General features: G+C 46.8%; 13 protein-coding genes. 5 read left to right on the top strand and 8 right to left on the bottom strand.

Annotated features, from left to right (window positions below; translation table 11 throughout):
* Positions 1–59 precede the first annotated feature (59 nt).
* Positions 60–2498: a glycoside hydrolase family 2 protein gene (locus BACSA_RS13095; RefSeq protein WP_013618514.1), complete on the top strand. Its 2439-nt coding sequence runs from the start codon at positions 60–62 to the stop codon at positions 2496–2498.
* Positions 2499–2789: 291 nt separating this feature from the next.
* Complete coding sequence (locus BACSA_RS13085; RefSeq protein WP_013618513.1) at positions 2790–3158, top strand: thioesterase family protein; 369 nt, start codon at positions 2790–2792, stop codon at positions 3156–3158.
* A gap of 259 nt (positions 3159–3417) precedes the next feature.
* Here BACSA_RS13085 and BACSA_RS20875 read toward each other — a convergent pair whose 3' ends face one another.
* Entirely contained in the window at positions 3418–5520 is a 2103-nt protein-coding gene (locus tag BACSA_RS20875; protein ID WP_013618512.1) for a pectinesterase family protein, read from the bottom strand.
* A gap of 251 nt (positions 5521–5771) precedes the next feature.
* Here BACSA_RS20875 and BACSA_RS13075 point away from each other — a divergent pair, with 251 nt between their 5' ends.
* Genes BACSA_RS13075 through BACSA_RS13065 form a run of 3 tightly spaced genes read left to right on the top strand, consistent with a single transcriptional unit; the run spans position 5772 to position 9654 of the window.
* The gene (locus tag BACSA_RS13075; protein ID WP_013618511.1) at positions 5772–7145 is read left to right on the top strand and encodes a PTS galactitol transporter subunit IIC; all 1374 of its coding nucleotides are present in this window, start codon (positions 5772–5774) and stop codon (positions 7143–7145) included.
* Between the two features lie 43 nt (positions 7146–7188).
* Positions 7189–8145, top strand: coding sequence for a 5-dehydro-4-deoxy-D-glucuronate isomerase (gene kduI, locus BACSA_RS13070; RefSeq protein ID WP_013618510.1), 957 nt, complete (start codon positions 7189–7191; stop codon positions 8143–8145).
* 42 nt (positions 8146–8187) lie between these two features.
* A complete protein-coding gene (locus BACSA_RS13065; protein ID WP_013618509.1) occupies positions 8188–9654 on the top strand; it encodes an MFS transporter in 1467 nt (488 codons plus the stop codon).
* A 65-nt stretch (positions 9655–9719) separates the two neighbouring features.
* Here the strand turns inward: BACSA_RS13065 and BACSA_RS13060 are convergent, their stop codons facing one another.
* The 7 genes from BACSA_RS13060 to BACSA_RS13030 form a co-directional block, all read right to left on the bottom strand.
* Positions 9720–11015 (bottom strand): pectate lyase, encoded by a 1296-nt coding sequence (locus BACSA_RS13060; RefSeq protein ID WP_013618508.1) that lies wholly within the window; start codon positions 11013–11015, stop codon positions 9720–9722.
* An 86-nt stretch (positions 11016–11101) separates the two neighbouring features.
* Positions 11102–13078 (bottom strand): RagB/SusD family nutrient uptake outer membrane protein, encoded by a 1977-nt coding sequence (locus BACSA_RS13055; protein ID WP_013618507.1) that lies wholly within the window; start codon positions 13076–13078, stop codon positions 11102–11104.
* 15 nt (positions 13079–13093) lie between these two features.
* Positions 13094–16339: a SusC/RagA family TonB-linked outer membrane protein gene (locus BACSA_RS13050; RefSeq protein ID WP_013618506.1), complete on the bottom strand. Its 3246-nt coding sequence runs from the start codon at positions 16337–16339 to the stop codon at positions 13094–13096.
* A 334-nt stretch (positions 16340–16673) separates the two neighbouring features.
* Positions 16674–17975 carry an acetylxylan esterase gene (locus BACSA_RS13045; protein ID WP_013618504.1) on the bottom strand — a complete coding sequence of 434 codons (1302 nt, stop codon included), beginning with the start codon at positions 17973–17975 and terminating at the stop codon, positions 16674–16676.
* A 111-nt stretch (positions 17976–18086) separates the two neighbouring features.
* Positions 18087–19058 carry a type I phosphomannose isomerase catalytic subunit gene (locus tag BACSA_RS13040; protein ID WP_013618503.1) on the bottom strand — a complete coding sequence of 324 codons (972 nt, stop codon included), beginning with the start codon at positions 19056–19058 and terminating at the stop codon, positions 18087–18089.
* 140 nt (positions 19059–19198) lie between these two features.
* Positions 19199–20749 carry a Gfo/Idh/MocA family protein gene (locus tag BACSA_RS13035; protein ID WP_013618502.1) on the bottom strand — a complete coding sequence of 517 codons (1551 nt, stop codon included), beginning with the start codon at positions 20747–20749 and terminating at the stop codon, positions 19199–19201.
* 69 nt (positions 20750–20818) lie between these two features.
* Entirely contained in the window at positions 20819–21931 is a 1113-nt protein-coding gene (locus BACSA_RS13030; RefSeq protein ID WP_013618501.1) for a phosphotransferase enzyme family protein, read from the bottom strand.
* Positions 21932–21980: the final 49 nt, after the last annotated feature.

The raw sequence follows: 21980 nt of genomic DNA, 5'->3' as shown, positions 1-21980 counted from the left end.
GCCGGTTCGTTATTTTTGCAGGCAATTAACAATATCTTTAACAAATAACTGATTCGGCAATGAAAAAATGTTCTTTTGTATTCTTGTTCCTGTTGCTCGCAGGCTTTAAGGCAGTTGCGGCAGAAAGAGATTCTATTCTTCTGAATTTTGACTGGAGGTTCCATTTGGGTGAAGTGGCAGGCGGTGAAAAGCCTGAAACGGATGACAAGTCGTGGCGTTTACTCGACCTTCCTTACGATTATCAGTTGAATATGCCTTGGAAGAAAGAGGCGCGTGCGGCACGTGGTTTTAAGGAAATGTCGGGCGCATGGTTCCGGAAGACATTCCGTCCCGATGAGGCTTGGCGCGGCAGGCAGGTGGTGGTTGATTTCGAAGGCATGATGTATTACGGGGATGTGTATCTGAACGGTGAGAAAATAGGTTCTACTGAATACGGTTATTGCGGTTTCGATTGTGACGTGACTCAAAAAATGAAATATGGAGAAGATAACTTGCTGGCTGTCTATACGAATACCGGCGTTCCCGAAGGTTCCCGCTGGTATACGGGCGGAGGCATTAACCGCGATGTGCGTATAATAGTGAAAGACACGATGTCGATGTCCCGGCACGGGGTATATGTAGTAGCAGAAAAAGCAAGGGACGACAATTGGATTGTACGTGTTCAGGCGGAGCTTCCAGGTGCTCTTCTTCAGAAAGGAAAGGTTGAATTTCAGGCTAACATATTTGATGCCGGCGGGAAAAAGGTCACTTCATCAAAGATGACCTCCGCACCGGCTAAATCCCGTCTGCATCTTTATGAAGTGGATCTGGACCCGATGACGGTTACATCCCCTCGCTTGTGGAAGGTGGTTTCTCCCGAATCAGGTGATCAGAAGTCGAATCTTTATACTTGTGAAGTGGTCATGTATGTTGATGGGAAGCCTACTGACAGGATAAGTGAACGCTTTGGCTTTCGTACAATAGAATACAGCCCTGATTTCGGTTTCCGGCTTAACGGAAAGAAAGTGTTCTTGCAGGGTATAGCCAACCATACCGATTTTGGGGGAGTGGGAGTGGCCACTTATCGCACCGCCATTGAAAGGCAGCTCAGGCAGCTGAAGGCATTTGGTTTCAATGCCGTGCGTTGTTCTCATAATCCTTATCCGGATGTTTTTTATGACCTGTGCGATGAAATGGGTTTTCTGGTCGTTGATGAACTGGTGGATAAATGGAGCAACGACGGCAATTGCTGGGGTGGACGTGAATCGTTTATGTATGTATGGCCGCAGTTGCTTACCGAATGGGTGAAGCGTGACCGCAATCATCCTTGTATCATTCTGTGGAGTCTCGGCAACGAAATGCAGCATCGTGAAAATGCATCGGGGTATATGACCGGCGACTGGGGAGTGACGACGTTCCGCATTCTCGATACCTACTTGAAGCGTTACGACAAGACCCGTCCCTCGACCGCAGCCATGTATCCTGCCCGTGCCAATGGCATACGCCGTGCCGACTCGGGATTCCGTGAGCCTTCCAACATCATTCCTCCCGAGCTTTCATGCATTACGCAAATAGCCTCTTACAATTATGAATACGCCGATTACCGTCGCTATAAGGCGTACGACCCCAATCTGATCATCTTCCAGAGCGAAGCGAGCGTCAACGACCTGATTACTCCTTATCTGCGTATGGACAGAGCTTCTACCATAGGGCTTTGCTACTGGGGAGCGATAGAGTATTGGGGAGAAAGTGACGGTTGGCCTAAGAAAGGATGGAACTATTCTTTCTTTGACCATACGCTGAAACCTTATCCCCGGGCATGGCTTGTCCGCTCTTGTTTTGTAGACGAGCCGCAGGTGCATATCGGAGTACTTGAAAGCAAGCAGAAAAGCATAATCTGGAACGACATCCTGTCGGGCCGTGCCGAGATGAGCCATTTCTATTGGAGGCCCGAGAAGGGAGACAGCATTACGTTGGAAGTATCCTCCAATTGTGATGAAGTGGAATTGTTCCAGAATGGGAAAAGCCTTGGAGTAAAGCGGAACAACCGGCAGGATGATAAAGCCCAGAACAAGTTTTTGTGGGAAGGTGTCAGCTGGCAGCCGGGCAATGTAGTTGCGGTAGCTAAGAATAACGGCAAGGAAGTAGCACGCCACGAGCTGCAATCCCCGGGCAAAGCCGTACGCCTGAAAGCCGAGGTAGAAGATAACGGCAGTTGGTGTGCCGACGGTATGGATTTACAGTTTATCCGGTTTACGGCTGTAGACAACAAGGGACGGCCGGTTGAAAATTATGAAGGTGATCTGACGATAGATGTAGAAGGAGAAGCCAACGTGTTGGCGCTTGATAATGGCGACCATTTCACGAACCGTAATTTGGAGGCGGCGGTGACTTCGCTTTATCGGGGTGGTGCATTGCTGATTCTCCGAGCTACCCGAAATGGGGGGAAGGTAAAAATAAAGGCATCGGTACCCGGCATGAAAAGCATCAAACTGCTTCTTGAAACCAAATGTAAGTAATGTTGGTATTTGTAATTTTTATTTTATCAGACAATTTATCGCTTGATGATAAGAGCCTGTCGTTTAAATTTTGCCCAGGTTAATTTGCGAATTGTTTTCGAGGATGTTTTTCTGATTTTATGAGGAGGACAGCGGGCTATCTGACGGATAAAATCGGGAAAACAGACCGGAAACAAACGCAAAAGAACCTGATAGAATATTACTTTATTGGAAAATTTAAACAGGCTCTAAAGTTGTTTTTCGATAAAATGCATACTTTTGCCTATGATAAAACAGCAATAAAACAAAAGTATGGAAAAAGGATTGACTTATACAAGTAAAGTAAAAGTGACGCAGGCGAATACCGCCCTGGCGTTAGGTTCGGGCGATATGGAAGTGTTTGCTACGCCCGCCTTGGTAGCATTAATGGAAAATGCGGCGATGAAGGCTGTACAGCCCGAGCTTCCCGAAGGCAGCACTACGGTGGGCGCCTTTATCGAAACCACCCATGTGAAACCTTCGGCGCTGGGCGAGGAAGTGTCCGCCACGGCGGTACTGGAGAATGTGGAAGGACGGAAACTGGCTTTCAAGGTGACGGCTTCCGATACGAAAGGCGTGGTAGGCGAAGCCACCCACATCCGCTACATCGTAGACCGCGAACGGTTTATGAGCAAACTCTGAATGTTTATTCCTGTTCCTGAAGCAGCCTGTAAATTGGATTGCAATAGGCTGTGTAATCCACATGACTTATTCATGAATGGAAAGAAGTATAACTGCGTTGTGTGTACGATTACTAATCGTACACGTTGACGATTACTAATCGTATTGCTGTACGATTACTAATCGTGCACGTAACGCAGCTATATGAAACAAGAAAGGCAGCCGGCTGCATCAGCGCATGCACCCGGCTGCCTTTCCCCGAAATATTATCTACTTTGTTTTACTCACAAGGATTCCAATCGCTCGACATCGCAAAGACCTTGCTCATCGTAATGCCTTCGGCTTCTTTCGCGGTGAGCTGACGTGCCCATGCCACACGTCCGGAAACGCCGGCTCCCTCGCCTGTATTGCCATACTCGGCATAACGTGCGGTCTGTTCGTTGGCTTTGTTGTTCCAGTTATGCCAGCCTGCGGGAAGGATGTGCTTGCCCAACCCGCAATTCATAAAGACGGTAGAAGCGTACGGACGCCACGGACGGCCCAAATAGACCTTATCGATGCCGGCATCCGCCGTGAGCTTGCACTTATGGAACACATAGCCGTAGGCGATGTACTGAGGCGTAGAAGCCGCCGTCACATACGAATTGGCCTTGCTATGAATGGTGCATCCCTCGAACCACGCCGTAGAGGGACCGAAGATGAAATCGGTTGTCCCCTCGATGTAACAGTTCTCGAAATAGAGGCGGGTGCCTTCGGTGCCGGTATAGACCGTATCCTGATTGCCCAAGAAACGGCAATTGAAGAAACGCAGGCAATCGCCTTCGGTATGCAACGCCACCGCCTGCCCCAGGCGCGGCGCATTGTTCTCGATGGTAAGGTTGCGGAACGTGATGTAATTGCCTTCCACTTTCACCGTATAAGTACGGAATGTCCCCATCTTGTTCATATTGGCATGGTGGGCGTTGGTGATGACCGTCTCGTTCACGTCCTCCCCGATGATTTCGATGTGCTGAAGCCATGAGGGAACAACCAGTTTCTCGTGGTAGACGCCTTTCTTCACATAGATTTTCACGTCGAAATCCATAAACGCACGGGCTGACTCCAATGCATCGGCAAGGGTGGTAAAGTCGCCCGACCCGTCCTGAGCCACCACCAGCGAGCGTGGTTCGGCAAAGCGGCGCTGCTCCTTGGGCAGCCCTTCCCATTCCAGGCTGGCAAGGATGAAGGGGCCTACCGCCTTCGGGTCGTTGTCGCGGATGGTCTCGTTAATGTAATAGTTATAGTCGCCCGAGCGGTAATTCTTTCCTCCCAGACCGGCTACGGCACAGGCACGGGTGATGGATACCAGCCCGTTCTCGTCTACCTTGATAAAATGGTTCAGGATGCCTTCGTATCCCTTCCGCGCCACATTGAAATAAGAAACGGGAATGTATCCCTTGCGCACCGCCTTGAAGAGCGAATAGACAAACATCGTAGAACAGGACGACTCCAGGTAGTTGCCTTCGTCTCCGCTCCGGTCCATTACCTGATACCACAGGCCTTCGGGGCTTTGGTACTTCTTCAATGCCTTGGCGATGTCGTTCAGAATCACCAGCACCGAGTCGCGTCCCGGCTCGTGCTTGGGAATGAAATCGAGCACATCGACCAACGCCATGGCATACCAGCCCAACGCACGCCCCCAAGTATGTTGCGACTGGCCGGTCTGCTTGTCTGCCCATTTCTCGGTCTTGCTCACGTCACACGCATGGCGGAGCAATCCCGTGGCAGGGTCGTAGGTATGTTTCTTCGCCAACTGGATTTGCTTGATGACTTCCTGATAAGCCTGCGGCTCGTTGTTGCGGTAAGCGTATTCCGCCAGGTAAGGCACGCCCATATAGATGCCGTCCAGCCACATCTGGTGCGGATAGACCTTCTTATGCCAGAAACCTCCGTCGTCGTTCCGGGGCTGCCCGTCGAACTGGGTACGAATCAAATCCAAGGCTTTCTTATACTTCGGGTCTTTCGTCTGCTCGTAGATGCGGAACAGGAACTTACCCGAATTGATACGGTCGAGGCTGTATTCCTCTACCTTGTACTTCTTAACGGTGCCGTCGGCATTGACCATGGTATCGGCATACGCCAAGGCATAATCGAAAAACTTCGCGTCGCCATAACGGTCGTACACATCGAGCATCGCTCCCAGTTCCAACCCATGACAATAGTCCCACTTCAAAGCCGGCTGGAAATCAAGCATCCACGATTCGGGATTCCGAACCATTTCCGACTCTGCCATACGCACCGACCACGGCTTCTGCTCTTTCGGGAAATCCGTCTGCGCCTGTACTGTGCCGAACGCAGAACACAACATTCCCAACCCAAATACTAAAAAACTCTTGCTTTTCATGATAGTTCAATTTATTTACGGCAAATATACGAAAAAAACCGAACGGCACATGTGGATTTTCTGTGCTTAAACGTGGAATAATTAATCACATAACAAAGATTATCGTGCACGATAACGGTAAAAATCGTTTTAATTTGACCAAAGTTTGCAATTTCTTGCAGAATCAATTGCAAATTAGAAGAAAAGACCGTACATTTGGCACAATTTCATTCATCATTAACCTTAGTAACTACATTTTAGAGAAATAACGTATGGAACAAGTATTCAGCTACATTATTAGTTTAGGGGCATCGGTCATGATGCCTATCATCTTTACAATCATCGGTTTATGCATCGGCATGAAGTTTGGCAAGGCATTGAAGTCCGGACTTTGTGTAGGTGTCGGCTTCGTGGGCTTGGGCGTAGTCACCGCCTTGCTGACCACCAACTTCGACAATCCCTTAAAAGCTATCTCCGACCTTTACCACCTGCAACTGAACGTATTCGACATGGGCTGGCCCGCAGCGGCAGCCGTGGCATACAACACGGCCGTAGGTGCCTTGATTATTCCGATTTGCCTGGGCATAAACGTGCTGATGCTCATCACGAAGACCACCCGTACGGTGAACATCGACCTTTGGAACTACTGGCACTTCGCCTTTATCGGTGCCGTAGCGTATTTCGTTATGGGAGAAAGCCTGGCATGGGGCTATTTCGCAGCCATCATTTGCTACATCATCACACTTGTATGCGCCGACCTGACAGCAGACAAGTTCCAGAAATACTATGACTTGGACGGTATCTCCATCCCCCAGCCTTTCTGCCAAAGCTTCACGCCTTTCGCTATCCTTATAAATAAGGCATTGGACAAGATTCCCGGCTTCTCCAAGCTGGACATTGACGCCGACGGAATGAAAAAGAAGTTCGGCGTATTGGGCGAACCGCTGGTGCTGGGTGTCATCGTAGGTATACTTATCGGTGCCGCCGCACAGCTCGACATCAAGAAAGTGCTCTTCCTGGGTATCACCATGGGTGCGGTCATGGAACTTATCCCCCGCATTACCTCGCTTTTCATTGAAGGACTGAAACCCATTTCCGAAAAGACTTCGGAACTGGTGAAGACCAAATTCAACGGCAAGAAAGTGCATATCGGCATGAGCCCCGCCCTGGTCATCGGCCATCCTGCCACACTGGTAGCATCGGTTATCCTGATTCCCGTCATTCTGGCGCTTGCCGTATTCCTTCCGGGCAACCAGTTCCTGCCCTTGGCATCCCTGGCAGGCATGTTCTACCTGTTCCCCATGGTATTACCCTATACAAAAGGAAATGTATTGAAAACCTTGATTATCGGTCTGGTTACACTTATCATCGGACTTTATTTCGTGACCGACATGGCTCCCGACTTCACATTGGCAGCCAACACGGTATATGAAGCTACACATGACCCCACAGCACACATTCCGGAAGGCTTCTCGGGCGGCGCACTCGACTTTGCTTCCTCTCTCTTCGGATGGCTTATCTACAGAGGCATCAAACTCTCGTACATAGGTGCCGGACTGCTCGCTTTGATAGCCATCGCCATGATGCTTATCAACCGCCGCATCATCATCCGCAGCGAGAAAGAAGCCAAACAGGCAGCCAAATAAATACCCAAAAACATAATAATTCAATAACTTAAAATACAGAACAATGAAAAAATTAGCTATCGCAATGATGCTGGGCTTTGCAGCCACTACGGCATCTGCCCAAATGAATTACAAGGTGCAGACCGCTTGCCACCCGCAAGACGTAAAGCACTATGACACCGAACGCCTGCGCTCGTCTTTCGCTATGGAGAAAGTAATGGCAGCCGATGAAATCAACCTGACTTATACACTTTACGACCGCCTTATCTATGGTGGCGTAATGCCCGTCAACAAAGTGCTGAAACTGGAAACATTCCATGAACTGGGTCCGGAAATCACATATTTCTTGGAACGCCGCGAATTAGGTGTAGTCAACATCGGCGGAGACGGTGTTGTAACTGTAGACGGTAAAGAATATCCCATGAAATATAAAGAAGCGCTCTATGTAGGTTGCGGAAACAAGGAAGTGACTTTCAAAAGCAACGACCCTGCCAAACCTGCCAAATTCTATATCAACTCGGCTCCTGCCTACAAGCAATTTGTCACTCAGCTGATTACCACCGATGTAAAGGCTCAGAAAGCGAACCCCAAGAAATATGCACTGGCAATTTCTGACCACTACGGAAAAATGGAAGACAGCAACGACCGTGTAGTGAACCAGCTGATTGTGAAAGATGTGCTGGAACGCGTAGAAGGCGGCGGCACCAACCAGCTGCAAATGGGATTGACCGAACTGGCTCCCGGCTCGGTATGGAACACCATGCCTGCCCACACGCACACACGCCGCATGGAGGCATACTTCTATTTCAATGTTCCCGAAGGCAATGCCATCTGCCACCTCATGGGCGAGCCTCAGGAAGAACGTCTGGTTTGGCTCCACAACGAGCAAGCCATCACTTCGCCGGAATGGAGCATCCATGCAGCAGCAGGTACCAGCAACTATACCTTCATCTGGGGGATGGCAGGCGAAAACCTGAAGTATAGCGACAAGGACGAAATCAAATACCTGGACATGAGATAAATGATTTATTCACACATAATTTCTAAATAACAGTTTAATACCATGAGTAATTCAAACGAAACGGGAGCTAAAATGAGCAATTACCGCTGGGTGATTTGCAGTATGCTCTTCTTGGCTACCGCAGCAACTTATATGGACCGTCAGGTCTTGTCGCTTACCTATAAAGACTTCATTGCCCCTGAACTGAACTGGTCGGATGCCAACTACGGAACCATCACGGGTGTATTCTCGTTAGTATACGCCATCAGCATGCTGTTCATCGGCAAGTTCATCGACAAGGTAGGCACACGCCGCGGTTATCTCATCGCATTCGGTACTTGGGTGGTAGGTGCATTCCTGCACGCCTTCACCGGCATATTGACCAACGGTATTGTAAGCGGCGACTGGATGTTTACTTTCGGGGCTGCCCGCGAAAACCTTGCCGTCATCAAATCAACCGGAAATATCGCATTGGCAGTGTCAACCGTCAGTGTATGGCTGTTCGTGTTCATGCGGTGTATCGTAGCTATCGGCGAATCGGGCAACTTCCCTTCAGCCATCAAGATTACCGCTGAATATTTCCCCAAAAAAGACCGCGGCTTCGCTACCGGTCTGTTCAATGCCGGCGCACAAGTAGGTGCCCTGATAGCTCCGTTTATCATACCGGGCATTGCACGTGCCTTCGGATGGGAAATGGCATTCATCGTAATGAGCGGTGTGGGACTGCTGTGGATGATACTGTTCTATAAATTCTACGACAAACCGCGCGACAACAAGCGTGTGAACAAAGCAGAGCTGGACTATATCGAACAAGATGCAGTAGCCGAAAACACTGTCAGCAAGGACAACAACGACGGACCGAAAATTGGACTTTGGAAATGTTTCACTTTCCGTCAGACATGGGCTGTCATCTTCGGACGTTTCTTGCCCGATGGAGTATGGTGGTTCTTCCTGTTCTGGGCTCCGGCATACATCCGCGATGTATATGGATACAGTTCAGACTCTACCATGGGTATGATGCTGATTTTTACCCTGTACCTGATTTCGATGTTGTCGCTCTACGGAAGCTATCTGCCTACTTTCTTTGTAGAGAAACAGAAGATGGATCCCTATAAAGGCAGAATGAAAGCCATGCTGATTTTCTCGTTCTTCCCGCTGATAGGCTTGTTCGCCCAGTCGGCAGGTGCAGCCTCTTGCTGGTATCCGATTATCATCATCGGTATCATCGGTGCCGCACACCAAAGCTGGAGCGCAAACGTTTATTCAGTAGTCAGCGACATGTTCCCGAAATCAGCCGTAGCGACAGTTACCGGTATCGGCGGTATGGCAGGTGGTGTAGGCTGTCTGCTCTTCAACCAATGCTCTGGTCTGCTGTTCACCTACTCGAAAGAAACCAATATGTCATTCTTAGGCTTCGAAGGTATCGATGCAGGTTACATGATTGTATTCATCGTAGCATCCTTGGCTTACCTATTCAGCTGGATTATGATGAAGGTTATGGTTCCGAAATACAAACTGGTAGAAGTATAAAAAACAGATACCCTCAACAAAAAGAAAGCCGACTTCACGAAAAGCCGGCTTTCTTTTTGCACTTTTTATTTTACTAAACTGTTCATATATACCTCAATATTCGTGTAAGCCTTATCTTCCTCACTATACAACGAAGCATCTAAACAGTCTGAAGGGTTCAATCCATGTGTTTGTTCCCATACATCGGGAATACCATCTCCGTCTGTATCACGCAATGGCACCCCTTTACGCAAATCGGGCCAACCTCCAGCCTGCTCCGGTGTATCAATCAGTCCCTTATTTCCAAAAAGAGAAACTCCCTCCCGAATCTGACGAATGATTTCCGCATCATAGCTGTCACGGGAAAAGCTGCATCCCACGTTCTCCAAGACTTTCGAATATGCCTCCTCTGGCGTATCCTGTGCTATTTCCTCATACGCAAAAGGCTGCTCTACCCTACAACGTTCCGGATGCTTACCGAACACCCCCTTCCAATTGTTTTCTGTAACCTTAGAATCGCCTTCCAATACATTGCCTTCCACATAATAACGCCCTGTACCGTCTTCGGCAACATCCAATAACTTATGGGGGCATTCCGTCGCAGGACCTGGCTTATAATAATTGGCAACCATATTGATTTCGCCACCACGCCCGCCGCCGTATGCTGCTTTAAAACCCCAATTGTAGACTACATTATTTCGGAAATCAACCATCTTTGTCCCTTCTACAGAAGAAAAACGCGGGTTACGGCTGGAATGGTTTGCCAACAGATTGTGATGAAAAGTAGCCTGATAGCCTCCCCAAATTCCACCAAACCCATGATTTCCTTTTGTATGCACCGAATGTGTCAAACTTTGATTTACCATACACCACTGTACCGTCAAGTATTTGGTTTTATAAATCGAAAGACATTCATCAATTGACCAACTCGAAGTCAAATGATCCAAGATAACATGATGTTGCCCATATCTTCCTCCACCAATACCATCAGCATCAACCTTTACCCTATCCCCTACCCTCACGCGGAGATAGCGGACAATTACCTGACTGGCATTTACAACCAAAGGATAGTCTTTCAGACAGATGCCATCACCCGGAGCCGTCTGCCCCGCAATCGTAATGCTATCATTGTTTATCCGAAGCGGTGACTTCAGTTCAATAGTCCCATCCACATCGAATACAACAATCCTTGCTCCGTGTTGTTCTACCGCAAAACGCAGACTTCCCGGTCCGGAATCATTCAGATTAACGACTTTTATCACTTTACCGCCTCTTCCACCGACTGTATACTTTCCATATCCCTCTGCTTGTGGGAATGCCAAAGGTTGTGCTATCACTGAAACTGACAGGCACAAACCTACCCCCAATAAAAATGTTTTCATGATATGATTTTTCTATAAAAAAAGAGGATGCGCCTCTACAAAACCATGTTTCGTTTCGGCACATCCTCCATTAAAAAAGACCTTCATCAATAACAAGGATGCTGCTGTTCAGCAAGCCCCGGATTGACATCTATAATATTGGTTGTGTTAAATGGAAGTATTTCTACCATATTTTTCTTCATTCCATAATATACACCTGAAGTTCCCGTAATCCACGGATTGTTAGAAGATACACCTTCCACATCCTCCACGCTCAAATTACCTTTCTGCTTTATCGTATTGATGCTGAACATATTCAAGATGGTATATTCCACCGCAGTAGTACCCGGCTGTTCCGTATAATAGACATTGCCGTCAGCATCTTCATAGAAATCCTTGACCACAGCACCGCTTGCACCTGAATTGAGAACATGCAATGTGGCAAGTTCTTCATCGGTCAAAATAGAAGCCACTTCTTCTTCTGTCATCGGGATATACGACAAGGCAATGGTTGGATCGTTCAAGGTAGGAACTGCAGATAACTTATAGGCACGGTATACTTCTACATTTGCATATTTGCCTTCACGTTTTGCCAATTGAACCAATTTTTCTTTCTCTGCTGTCAAATAATCTACCAAAATACCCCAACGCGCCAAGTCACTCTTACGCAAACCTTCGTTCGACAATTCCAATTTACGTTCTTGTATAATGTAATTCTTAAAATCTTCGTAACCGGTAGGTATATCGCCTACTTTCGCCTCATCATTACGGAAAGCACGCATACGGACTTCTCTCACAGCATCTACAGCCTCTGACGTAGCGCCATTATTTAATTCATTCAACGCTTCGGCATACATCAACAACACATCTGAATAGCGCAACAAAGGCCAATTAATATCCCGACGGCTGTCCGATGTACCACGGCTATTCTTCCAATTGATGCGGTATTTCCCGACACCCATACCAGCAAAGGTATTCATCTGATAAGCATTGTTTCCAGTCGAGAGCCTCAATCCGTAATTACAGATAGAAACATCTCTACGTTGGTCGCCTTCCTCGTATTCGAAATAGAAAGTCGGCATGGCTATCATCTGGCTGCCACCCTTGCCAAGCACTTCATTATCAGTACCACTCGTAGGAATACCGTTCGTATAGCCGGTACGTACATCGGATGAGTTTGCACCATACCAGCCGAATTCAAACATTGTTTCATTGTTGTAGCGCTGATTTCCTAAATCACGGAAAATCTCGTCATAATCTTCCAGCAAAGAGTTTTCTCCTTTTGTAATGACTGCTTTACAAGCGTCTGCTGCAATTTGATAAAGTTCACGAATACGAGTTTGGTCATCACGTTGAGCAATACGGCAAGTGCTTGCATTGTAAGGTACTGTACTCAGATCCCAACGCAACGAATAGCCTGCAGCATAAAGAGCTACACGTGCCAAAATACCATAAGCGGCATTCTTTGTGAAACGTTCCGGAGTTTCCACCATCCCTTCACTGCGCCAAGGCAACAGTTCGATTGCACGCTGCAAATCGGAAATACAATGATCATAAATGGTATCGCGGCTCACACGAGAAGAAGAGAAAGTTGTTAAATCGCTGGTCGGTATATCCGTATAAGGCACATCACCATAAAAACGGACGATATTCCAATATGCATACGCACGGATAGCCAGCGATTCACCCAACAGGGCATTCAGCTTTTCCTGCTCGCTTTCGCTTACCGACATCAAAGGCAAATTCTTGATACATACATTAGAATATTCTATTGCCTTATACATTTCGGTATATGTCTTGCTCAGCATTCCCGATGTGTTCGTATAGTCGTAATTCGCCACGTTATATTTAGAATTACTTTCCGTAGAAGTGCATTCGTCCGTACCCATCAGCAACTGATATCCCAGTTCTTGCGTATGAAGGGAAGAATAGGCTCCCATCACAGCCATCTCTGCACGGCTCAGCGTAGAAAAAACGGTAGAACTATCCGCCTTCGATTCAGAAGGCATATCCAACCAGTCCTGACAAGAGGAAGCAGTCAATACCAAAACTGCAGCCCCCAATATATTCATTATCTTTTTCATATCTATTTTCTGTCTTTAAAAGGTTAAATTAACGCCTATTACCCAACTTTTTGAACGAGGATAAGAAGAATTATCGATACCCGGAGTCAACGCACTGTCTGTAGCTGATACTTCAGGGTCATAACCGCTATATCCTGTAATCGTACATACATTATTCAATGTACAATACAGACGCGCGCTCTTTAATTTCGCTTTCTGTACCCATCTGGTGGGGAAGGTATATCCTAATGTAATAGTGCTTAAACGCAAGAATGAACCATCTTCAATGTAATAACTGCTATGGTCGCTGATGGCCGTCTTATTGTTTGTAGAGATATTCCACATCATGTCACCACTGTACTGTCCCGGATTTAATTCTGCCAGACGGACCAAATCGGTGGTTTCTTTTCCTGTATTCGGGTCAATCAGAGTAAAGCGGTTTGCCATTTTATCAATGGTGTTCTGGTTGGCAAGATACGGACCTACAAAGCGCTGGGTACTCATGTTGAACACATCATTTCCAACCGAGAAATACATAAATACGCTCAAATCGAAACCTTTGTAGCGGAATGTGTTATTCCAACCACCGGTAAAGTCAGGAGCAGCATTACCAATAACGGTACGGTCATTGGTGCTCCATACCGGATTGCCGTTATCATCCGTTTCACCTGCCGTAGGACGATATTTCACATCACCCGGTTTTACGCTTTCACGATTCGAGCCCTTCAGGTAAGGGATACCGTCTTTCAGCGTGTAAGTACCGTCAGCATTCTGAATGAAATCATCCGTTGTATAAATACCATCATATTGCAAACCATAGAACTGTCCTAAAGGCTTTCCTTCTTCAATCTTAAATCCCATACGTGACTCGTAATCCTGAATGAAATATTTCGTTTCGCTGTCACCATAGATTTGCAGTACCTTTGAACGGTTGAATGCCATGTTAAAGTCCATCATCCAAGTAAAATCGTTTGTACGGATATTGACCGTATTCAACACGATTTCCACACCACGGTTGCGGATAGAACCAATATTCTGGAACTGAGTAGAATATCCGGTAGAAGTAGGAATCTTGTTTTCAATCAACAGATTGGAAGACTCATTGTTATACCAGTCTACCGACAAGTTCAAACGGCTATTGAATGCAGAAAAGTCTATACCGATATTGGTAGAAGTTGTTTTCTCCCACTTCAAATCTTTATTGCCCAGTTTCGTTCCCGGTACGAGAGTGATAAAATCGGTACCGTTATACCCGTAATGTCCCGAACCATAATCGGTAGCATACATATTGTTGTCGATGTTGTTGTTACCTGATGTACCATAACCGACACGTAACTTCAGGTTGTCAATGAATTCCACATCTTCCATAAATGCTTCTTCCGAAATACGCCAAGCGGCAGAAGCGGAGGGGAAATAGCCCCATTGGTTTCCTTTCGCAAATTTAGAAGAACCATCGGCACGTAACGTTCCGGTAACAAGATAACGTTCGTTGAAATTATAAGATACACGGCCAAAGAAAGAAACCAAACCTTCACGGCTCTTACCAGATTTCCAAGTATAAGGCGTACCCATGCTCACATCGTTCAATCCAAAGTTTCCATCGGAAAAATTACGGTATTCATTATCCAAGTTCATTTTTTCCTGATACCAAGTTTCCTGACCCAGCAAGACGCTAAAACTATGTTTCTCGGCGATATCAAAAGAATAGTTCAAGGTATTGGTAATCTGCCAAGAGAATTTCTCATCATTATTACGATGGCCGTAACCATAAGGACTTTGATTCGTTTGAGCAGTCTTTGTGCTACCGTCATCCCAATAATCCTCACGCACCTGTTGCCACAAGTAACTTGCAGCTGTACGGAAAGTCATACCTTTAATAATATCAAATTCCAATCCGGCGTTTACCGAAGCGAAACGGGTATACTTTTCCTCTGTAATGGCCTTGTTATTCAATATCGGGTTGTTAGCATCATAATTGTCACCGCCATACATTTCCGACAACAGGTCACTCAAATCCGAACCCAACAATTCTTCATTTGTCCATCTTACACCACCGGTAACCGGCTGCAGAATGGTCTGTTTCAATGTTCCGCCCAAAGAACCTCCACCTTCCAGTTTCGTCATCTGCAAACTGGAAGAAAAATCAAAACGTACCCCTTTCCACAACTCGTGATTGATTTTTGCACGTACACTGTTCTTCTGGTAACCATGTTTGTCCATGATGCCGTCTTCACCTGTATAGTTGTAGCTCAACATATAACGGGTCTTTTCGCTACCACCGCTAATATTGACGTTATGATTCTGCGTAATACCTGTATTTCCAAATACTTCATCCTGCCAGTCAATGCCCTCACGGTTGGCATAGTCATTATGGATGCGGCTATAAGCTCCAGTATAGAAATCAGCATCATTGATACTTCCGCCAAAAATGCTTGCCCAATTATCCATATTGTCACGCAGCTGCTGGAATTCATACTGATATTTCACATAATCTTCCACACCCAGCAAATCCAGTTTCTTTCCTAAACGGTCGAAACTGACATATCCGTTATAAGACACTTCCGTCTTTCCTGCTTTACCTGACTTGGTAGTAATCAAGATTACACCATTTGAACCACGCGCACCATAAATAGCCGTAGCCGAAGCATCCTTCATGATATCAATGCTTTCGATATCATTAATATCCACATTGCGCAAACCGTCTTCCATTTGGAAACCGTCTACGATATAAAGCGGTTCTGTCCCTTGTGTGATAGATGTTCCTCCACGTACTGTAATATTGATGTCAGCACCCGGAGCACCACTTTGGGTAACAATGTTCACACCGGCAGCCTTACCTGCCAATGCCTGTGCCGCAGTAGTTACCGGAGTCATCTTCAAATCATCACCACCTACCGACACCGAAGAACCCGTCAAATCCTTACGTTTTACTTTCGCATAACCGATGGCAACAACTTCTTCCAACATCTGGCTGCTTTCTTCCAACGTCACATCAATCCGTGTACGCCCTTTAATAGCAACAGACTGTGTCTCATAACCGATATAAGAAAAAACCAATTCCGTTGCAGAAGCCGGAACCGAAATAGAATAATTACCATCCATGTCTGTGATGGTACCCAAAGTAGAATGTCCTTTCACTGTGACAGATGCACCGATAACGACATCTTGCGCATCCCTCACCGTTCCTGTAATCGTCCTGTTTTGTGCAAACGCACTAAACGGGAAACTCACGCTTATTAACAAGAACATTAACAAGCTAAAAGTTCTGTGTACTGTTCTCATAGATTAAATGATTCAATTAATAATTAAAATTTTTCTGCAAATTTAGTGAAATCATTGTATGTCAAGATGGAAACCCGTACATTCTCATAGAATACCGTACATTTTTACCTTATAACAAGAAAAAAACTTAACTACGTCACTCATATGACATCCCGCATGCAGATAATTAAATCCCCTGCCGTCCGCATGGACAACAGGGGATTTCTTTCATCAAACGCAGAAACGCAGAGATTATTTTTGAGAGAGCAAAGCACACAGAGGGTGGTGTCTGGTCCCATGTCCTTTGCCCTCTAAAATTTATTCCTCTGTGTCTTTGCGTTCGATGTTTTTTATATCATTTCAAATGCTTCTGAATCCATTTCAGATGTCCGTATTCGGTAGCTTCCGAAGTCCAATGCTCGTTAATCGGAGTAATCAATGCCTCTTTGGGACAATCCAGCACATTATATACAATATAACTGGTAGTAGGAGGGCATGTATTGTCGTTATACCCCCATGTCATATAAACAGGGACTTTGATTTGCTTGGCGAAATTCACCACATCGTAATAAGCCAATGTGTTTATCTTCTCCGGCGTATCCATGCCCTGATAATTCTTGAACAGATGCGGATAACCTCCGGCACGCCCTGCCTTATAGCCTGCCATATCGCTCAATGCCGGATGGTTTGCCACACATGCCGTCACCCGCTTGTCCAGCCCGGCGGTTATCAATGCCAAAGCCCCGCCTTGGCTTCCGCCCTGTACGATGACATTCTTTCCGTCCCAATCAGGCAATGAAGTAAGGTAGTCGATGGCACGTACACAAGCCATGTACACTTTCTTCATATAATAATTGTCACGGTTATCAATGCCGTTTACCAGATAATTGCCGAACGCCGAAGAGATTTCCTTAAATTCTTCACCGGACATGGTCGGATTCAATCCGTGTATTTCCATTTCCAGACGGATGCAACCTTCGTCCGCATAATAGATATGGCGCTTAGGTTCCTTTATGGTCTTCACACCCGCTCCCGGAGGGCAAAGCACTACCGGATACTTGCCCGACGCTTTCGGACGGGTCAGGTAGCCATAGACATACGAACCCGGACGGAAACACTGCAGCTTAATCAGATAGCAATCCGACTTTTCCGAACTGTATTCAGGTGCTGGCTCTATCGTGTATTTCATCGGGCACTTGGCAGCCTCAGCCAGGTTCTTCTCCCAAAATGTGTTGAAATCGGCAGGCAGTTTCGTATAAGGCTGCAATTTCTCCGGAGAAAAGCCCACCTTTACGTGATGATTGTATTTCTTTCCACCGACTGTAGCCGAAAGGCGGCAATCCAAAAAGCCCGGCTGGTTCATCGTACCCAGCGAGATAACGGCACGCCCGTTCTTCAGTGTAACCGTACCGCTTTTATCCGCAGGCATCATGTCTCCACCGATTTCGTATGTCACTTCTACCTTGTCTTGCGGAATGCCATACTTATAGAATTGCACTTCGACTTCTGCTTTCTCGCCCGTTTCATACAACCAATCAGCATGATCGGGCACTGTCACCCAAAGCACATCACTCCGGTAAGGATAGTTTTCTGCCCAAAGAGGGAGTGCAGCCAGCCAAAACAGGCATACAACTGCATAATTCAGTATTTTCTTCATTATTTCTTCTAAGAGAGTAAGGAGGCAAATAAGAGCCTGTTTAAATTTTCCAATAAAGTAATATTCTATCAGGCTCTAAGATTTGGCTATCTTTTGCCCCATACAAATCAATTAAACATACGTTTCCAAAAACTTCACATGTCCGTTCGCCTTTACCGACAACGATTCGGTAGTTGCCGGGAAGAGGACAGATTCGCCTGCCTGAAGTTCCACCTGATTCCCTTCATTGTCCGTAATGCTGCAAGCCCCTTCCATGCAAATATAAATTACAAACGAATCCAGTTCGCTGTAATCCATCTCCATCGGTTCGGTGAGGTCGTACACCGTAGTTGTGAAATACGGACAGCTTACCAACTCTACCGGCTCGTTCTGCTTCGGAGTGTAATGCGTGCGGTAATCTGCACTGACCGTGTAGTCTATCGCATCTTTTGACAATTCGGTATGCAATTCGCGGGTATTTCCGTTCTTGTCTTTCCGGTTGAAATCATAAATACGGTATGTGATGTTCGAGGTCTGCTGGATTTCCGCGATAAAACATCCGGCTCCGATGCTATGAATGCGTCCGGCAGGCAAAAAGAACACATCGCCCGGCTGCACCGCATAATCGGCAAGCACATCGCAAATGGTGTTGTCGGCAATCCGCCGGGCATATTCTTCCGGCGTAATCTGCTTGCTCAAGCCCGAACGCAGATGCGCCTTGCCTCCGTCATTGCCAATCACATACCACATTTCGGTCTTTCCCATCGAGTTGTGGCGCTTCATCGCCAGTTCATCGTTCGGATGTACCTGAATGGACAAATCCTGCTGCGCATCGATAAACTTGATAAGCAAAGGGAATTTCCCGTTGAAACGCTTGTAATTGTTTTCGCCCACCAATGCGGCTTTGTATTCATTCACCAGCTGGGTAAGATTCTTTCCGGCATCAGCACCATTGGCTACAACAGACTCATCACCCGGCACATCCGAGATTTCCCAACTTTCTCCTACTTGTGCCTGCTGGCAATCAAAATGCTTAAAAGGAATAATTTTCTCGCCTCCCCAAATCGTCGATTTCAGAATAGGCTTAAATTTTAATGGATACATAGTATTATAAGAATTTAGTTAATAAATAGTCGTATATGAATGGGCAATTAACAATTAATAATTAATAATTAACCGTGCGGCATCATCATCCTCAATTGTCAATTGTCCATTGTCAATTGTTAATTGTTAATTATTAATTATTAATTATTAATTGTCAATCCCCACTCCTTGGCTCCTTGTTCTTTCAGCTTGGCGGTAAACGCTTTGGCTTTTTCAGCGGCAACAGCTTCTTCTTCAGGAGAAGCATACGCATGCTGATACCCTTTTATCACATTCCATTCGCCACGGGTGAAATCAGGAAACTCCACCGGCACACAACCGTTATCCATCGACAGTTCTCCCAATTCGGCAAGGCAGCACCATTCCGCCAAATCATAGACATCCATATCCAAAGGCAATCCGTTCTGCAAGCAATACACCAGACGGCTGTCCATGATAAAGTCCATACCGCCATGTCCGCCTACCTCTTTTGCCAGTTCACCATACTTCTTCAGAATCGGATGCTGGTATTTAGCCACCAAAGCCTCCTGTTCTGCCTGAGGCAAGAAGCCGTGCGCACTCAAATCGTCCACTTTAGGCTGGACGCCCGAAGCGGAAAGCTGCTCGCTATCGAGCGCATACCCTTCTACCGGATATTTATTGGCAAAACCTTTCGTTCCGGTCAGCTGATACAAACGGCTATACGGCTGAGGAGTCATTACATCGTGCTGGATTTCAATCACCTTCCCGTTTGCCGTACGAATCAGGGTTGTAGTATGGTCACCGTTGCGGAAGTCCGTACAAGCCGAATCGGTACGTGCTTCTACCAACGCCTTCCCTACCACCGACTTGGTGTCCATAGCGACCAACGTAGCCATGCGGTCGCCCCGATGAATGTTGAGTGCCTGCGCTACGGGACCTAAACCATGCGTAGCGTACACATCGCCCCGATGGCGCATGTTGTAATCTAGACGCCACCCCAACTTGTCGTCTTCGCCTTTCTTCCAATAATGGTCCCAGAATTCATTTAAATTATGAATATACGCTCCCTGTGCCCGGATAATTTCACCGAAGACTCCTTGTTGCGCCATGTTCAGCGTATTCATCTCAAACCAGTCGTAACAACAATTCTCCAGAATCATGCAATGCTTGCGCATTTTCTCGCTCAAGTTTACCAGCTCCCAGCATTCTTTCAAGTTCATAGCCGAAGGCACTTCGATAGCCACGTTCTTCCCGTTCTCCAACGCACACTTCGCAATGGGGAAATGGTGCAACCAATCGGCTGCAATATATACCAGGTCGATATCATCCCGCTTGCACAATTCTTCATACCCCTTCTCGCCGGAATAGATAGCGGCTTTCGGCAAAGAAGCTTTCCGCAACAATTCCTGACAAGCCTCGGCACGCTCTTTCTCGTAATCACACAAAGCCACAACCTGAGTGCCCGGAATATACGTAAAACGTTCCACAGCACCCGGACCGCGCATGCCCAAACCGACAAAGCCGACACGCACCGCTTCCATTTTAGGCAAAGCCAATCCCAATACACTCTCCTGACCGGCAGGACGTTCGGGTGTTTTCACCACAATTGTTCCCTTTTTCCATTCCCATTGCGTTCCTTTATCGTTTGTCTGCACCTCCGATTCCGGTTGGGTGGCGCAGGTTCCAAGGAGCAGACACATCCCCAATGCCCATGTTTTGATTATCTTCATGTCTTTATTCTGTTTATAGTTAATATATTTAGTTGAAATACAGATTTTCGCAGATTCACGCAGATACGTTTAACCGTTACATTCTAATCTGCGAAAATCTGCGTGAATCTGCGTTTTAATAAAATCATACATCTCCGGCAGCGCTTTGCACACTTCCTGATACAGCTTGTATTGCGCCAGCGCACGGACACGATTATGCTCGGCATATTGAATCCGGTAATACGAATCCCCGTTCAGGTAATCGGTCAGGAAACGTACCGCCTGCATGTAAGGGAAAAGCCGCACGGCGTATGGCAGCATCTCAATTTCGAGCGGTGTAAGGAAAGAGACCGCCGACTCCAGATACCCTTTGGCAAAAGCGCGGAAGATTTCCAGATTAAAATGTATCTTGTCTGTATCCGGCTCATCCTCAGCCGCTGTACATGCGGCTGTACGAAGAAAATCGCCGAAATCGGAAAAGACGAACGAAGGCATCACCGTGTCCAAATCGATAATGCAAAGCACCTTCCCGTCAGCATCAAACAGCATATTGCTCACTTTCGTATCGCAATGGCAAACCCGTTTCGGTAATTTCCCTTCCCGATACAGGCGTTCGGCAAGGCACATCTCCTCCGCATCCCGTCCTATTCCATCTATCAATGCCTGCACCTTCTCTCTGCGTCCGGCTTTATCCGCCTGTACCGCCTCTCTCAGTTGAGCCATCCGGAACTCCATATTATGAAAGTCAGGAATCGTTTCGTCCAGCTTATCAGGCAAGTCGGCAAGCATCGACTCAAACTCTCCGAACTTCAATCCCACCAGGTAAGCCGTATCAGGCGTCACCTCGTCCTGCGTATGCGAACCGCGGATGTACACACAGACACGCCAATAATGCGCACCGTCGAAATAATACGTCTTCCCATCCGGTGTAGAAAGGAAACGCAATACTTTCCGCTCTACATCCTGCTCGCCACGCGCTATCAGTTTCGCACGGATATGCGAAGTCACACATTCAATATTATGCTGAAGCAAATCCACATCCGTAAACACCTGATGGTTGATGCACTGAAGCACATAATCGTCCGCCTCATCGGTCACGATGAGGTAAGTCCGGTTAATCAACCCCGATTGGATAGGCTTTATCTCCTTGATTTTCCGTATCTGAGGGAAACGGGCTATCACGTTCTGCAGTTCGGCATCCATAGTCTTTTTCTCTTTTTGGGTATAAAAGTACGAAAAGATTTTGGAACAA

Origin of the sequence: Phocaeicola salanitronis DSM 18170 (assembly GCF_000190575.1) — a bacterium.
Taxonomy (GTDB): Bacteria; Bacteroidota; Bacteroidia; order Bacteroidales; family Bacteroidaceae; genus Phocaeicola; species Phocaeicola salanitronis.
This window is presented reverse-complemented; position numbering and strand designations above follow the sequence as displayed.

What these genes read in the sequence shown, in the direction of transcription:
- BACSA_RS13040 (WP_013618503.1), bottom strand. Translation starts at nt 19,058, where the DNA reads ATGTATCCATTAAAATTTAAGCCTATTCTGAAATCGACGATTTGGGGA.
- BACSA_RS13030 (WP_013618501.1), bottom strand. Translation starts at nt 21,931, where the DNA reads ATGGATGCCGAACTGCAGAACGTGATAGCCCGTTTCCCTCAGATACGG.
- BACSA_RS13075 (WP_013618511.1), top strand. Translation starts at nt 5,772, where the DNA reads ATGGAACAAGTATTCAGCTACATTATTAGTTTAGGGGCATCGGTCATG.
- BACSA_RS13050 (WP_013618506.1), bottom strand. Translation starts at nt 16,339, where the DNA reads ATGAGAACAGTACACAGAACTTTTAGCTTGTTAATGTTCTTGTTAATA.
- BACSA_RS13095 (WP_013618514.1), top strand. Translation starts at nt 60, where the DNA reads ATGAAAAAATGTTCTTTTGTATTCTTGTTCCTGTTGCTCGCAGGCTTT.
- kduI (WP_013618510.1), top strand. Translation starts at nt 7,189, where the DNA reads ATGAAAAAATTAGCTATCGCAATGATGCTGGGCTTTGCAGCCACTACG.
- BACSA_RS13045 (WP_013618504.1), bottom strand. Translation starts at nt 17,975, where the DNA reads ATGAAGAAAATACTGAATTATGCAGTTGTATGCCTGTTTTGGCTGGCT.
- BACSA_RS20875 (WP_013618512.1), bottom strand. Translation starts at nt 5,520, where the DNA reads ATGAAAAGCAAGAGTTTTTTAGTATTTGGGTTGGGAATGTTGTGTTCT.
- BACSA_RS13035 (WP_013618502.1), bottom strand. Translation starts at nt 20,749, where the DNA reads ATGAAGATAATCAAAACATGGGCATTGGGGATGTGTCTGCTCCTTGGA.
- BACSA_RS13085 (WP_013618513.1), top strand. Translation starts at nt 2,790, where the DNA reads ATGGAAAAAGGATTGACTTATACAAGTAAAGTAAAAGTGACGCAGGCG.
- BACSA_RS13065 (WP_013618509.1), top strand. Translation starts at nt 8,188, where the DNA reads ATGAGTAATTCAAACGAAACGGGAGCTAAAATGAGCAATTACCGCTGG.
- BACSA_RS13060 (WP_013618508.1), bottom strand. Translation starts at nt 11,015, where the DNA reads ATGAAAACATTTTTATTGGGGGTAGGTTTGTGCCTGTCAGTTTCAGTG.
- BACSA_RS13055 (WP_013618507.1), bottom strand. Translation starts at nt 13,078, where the DNA reads ATGAAAAAGATAATGAATATATTGGGGGCTGCAGTTTTGGTATTGACT.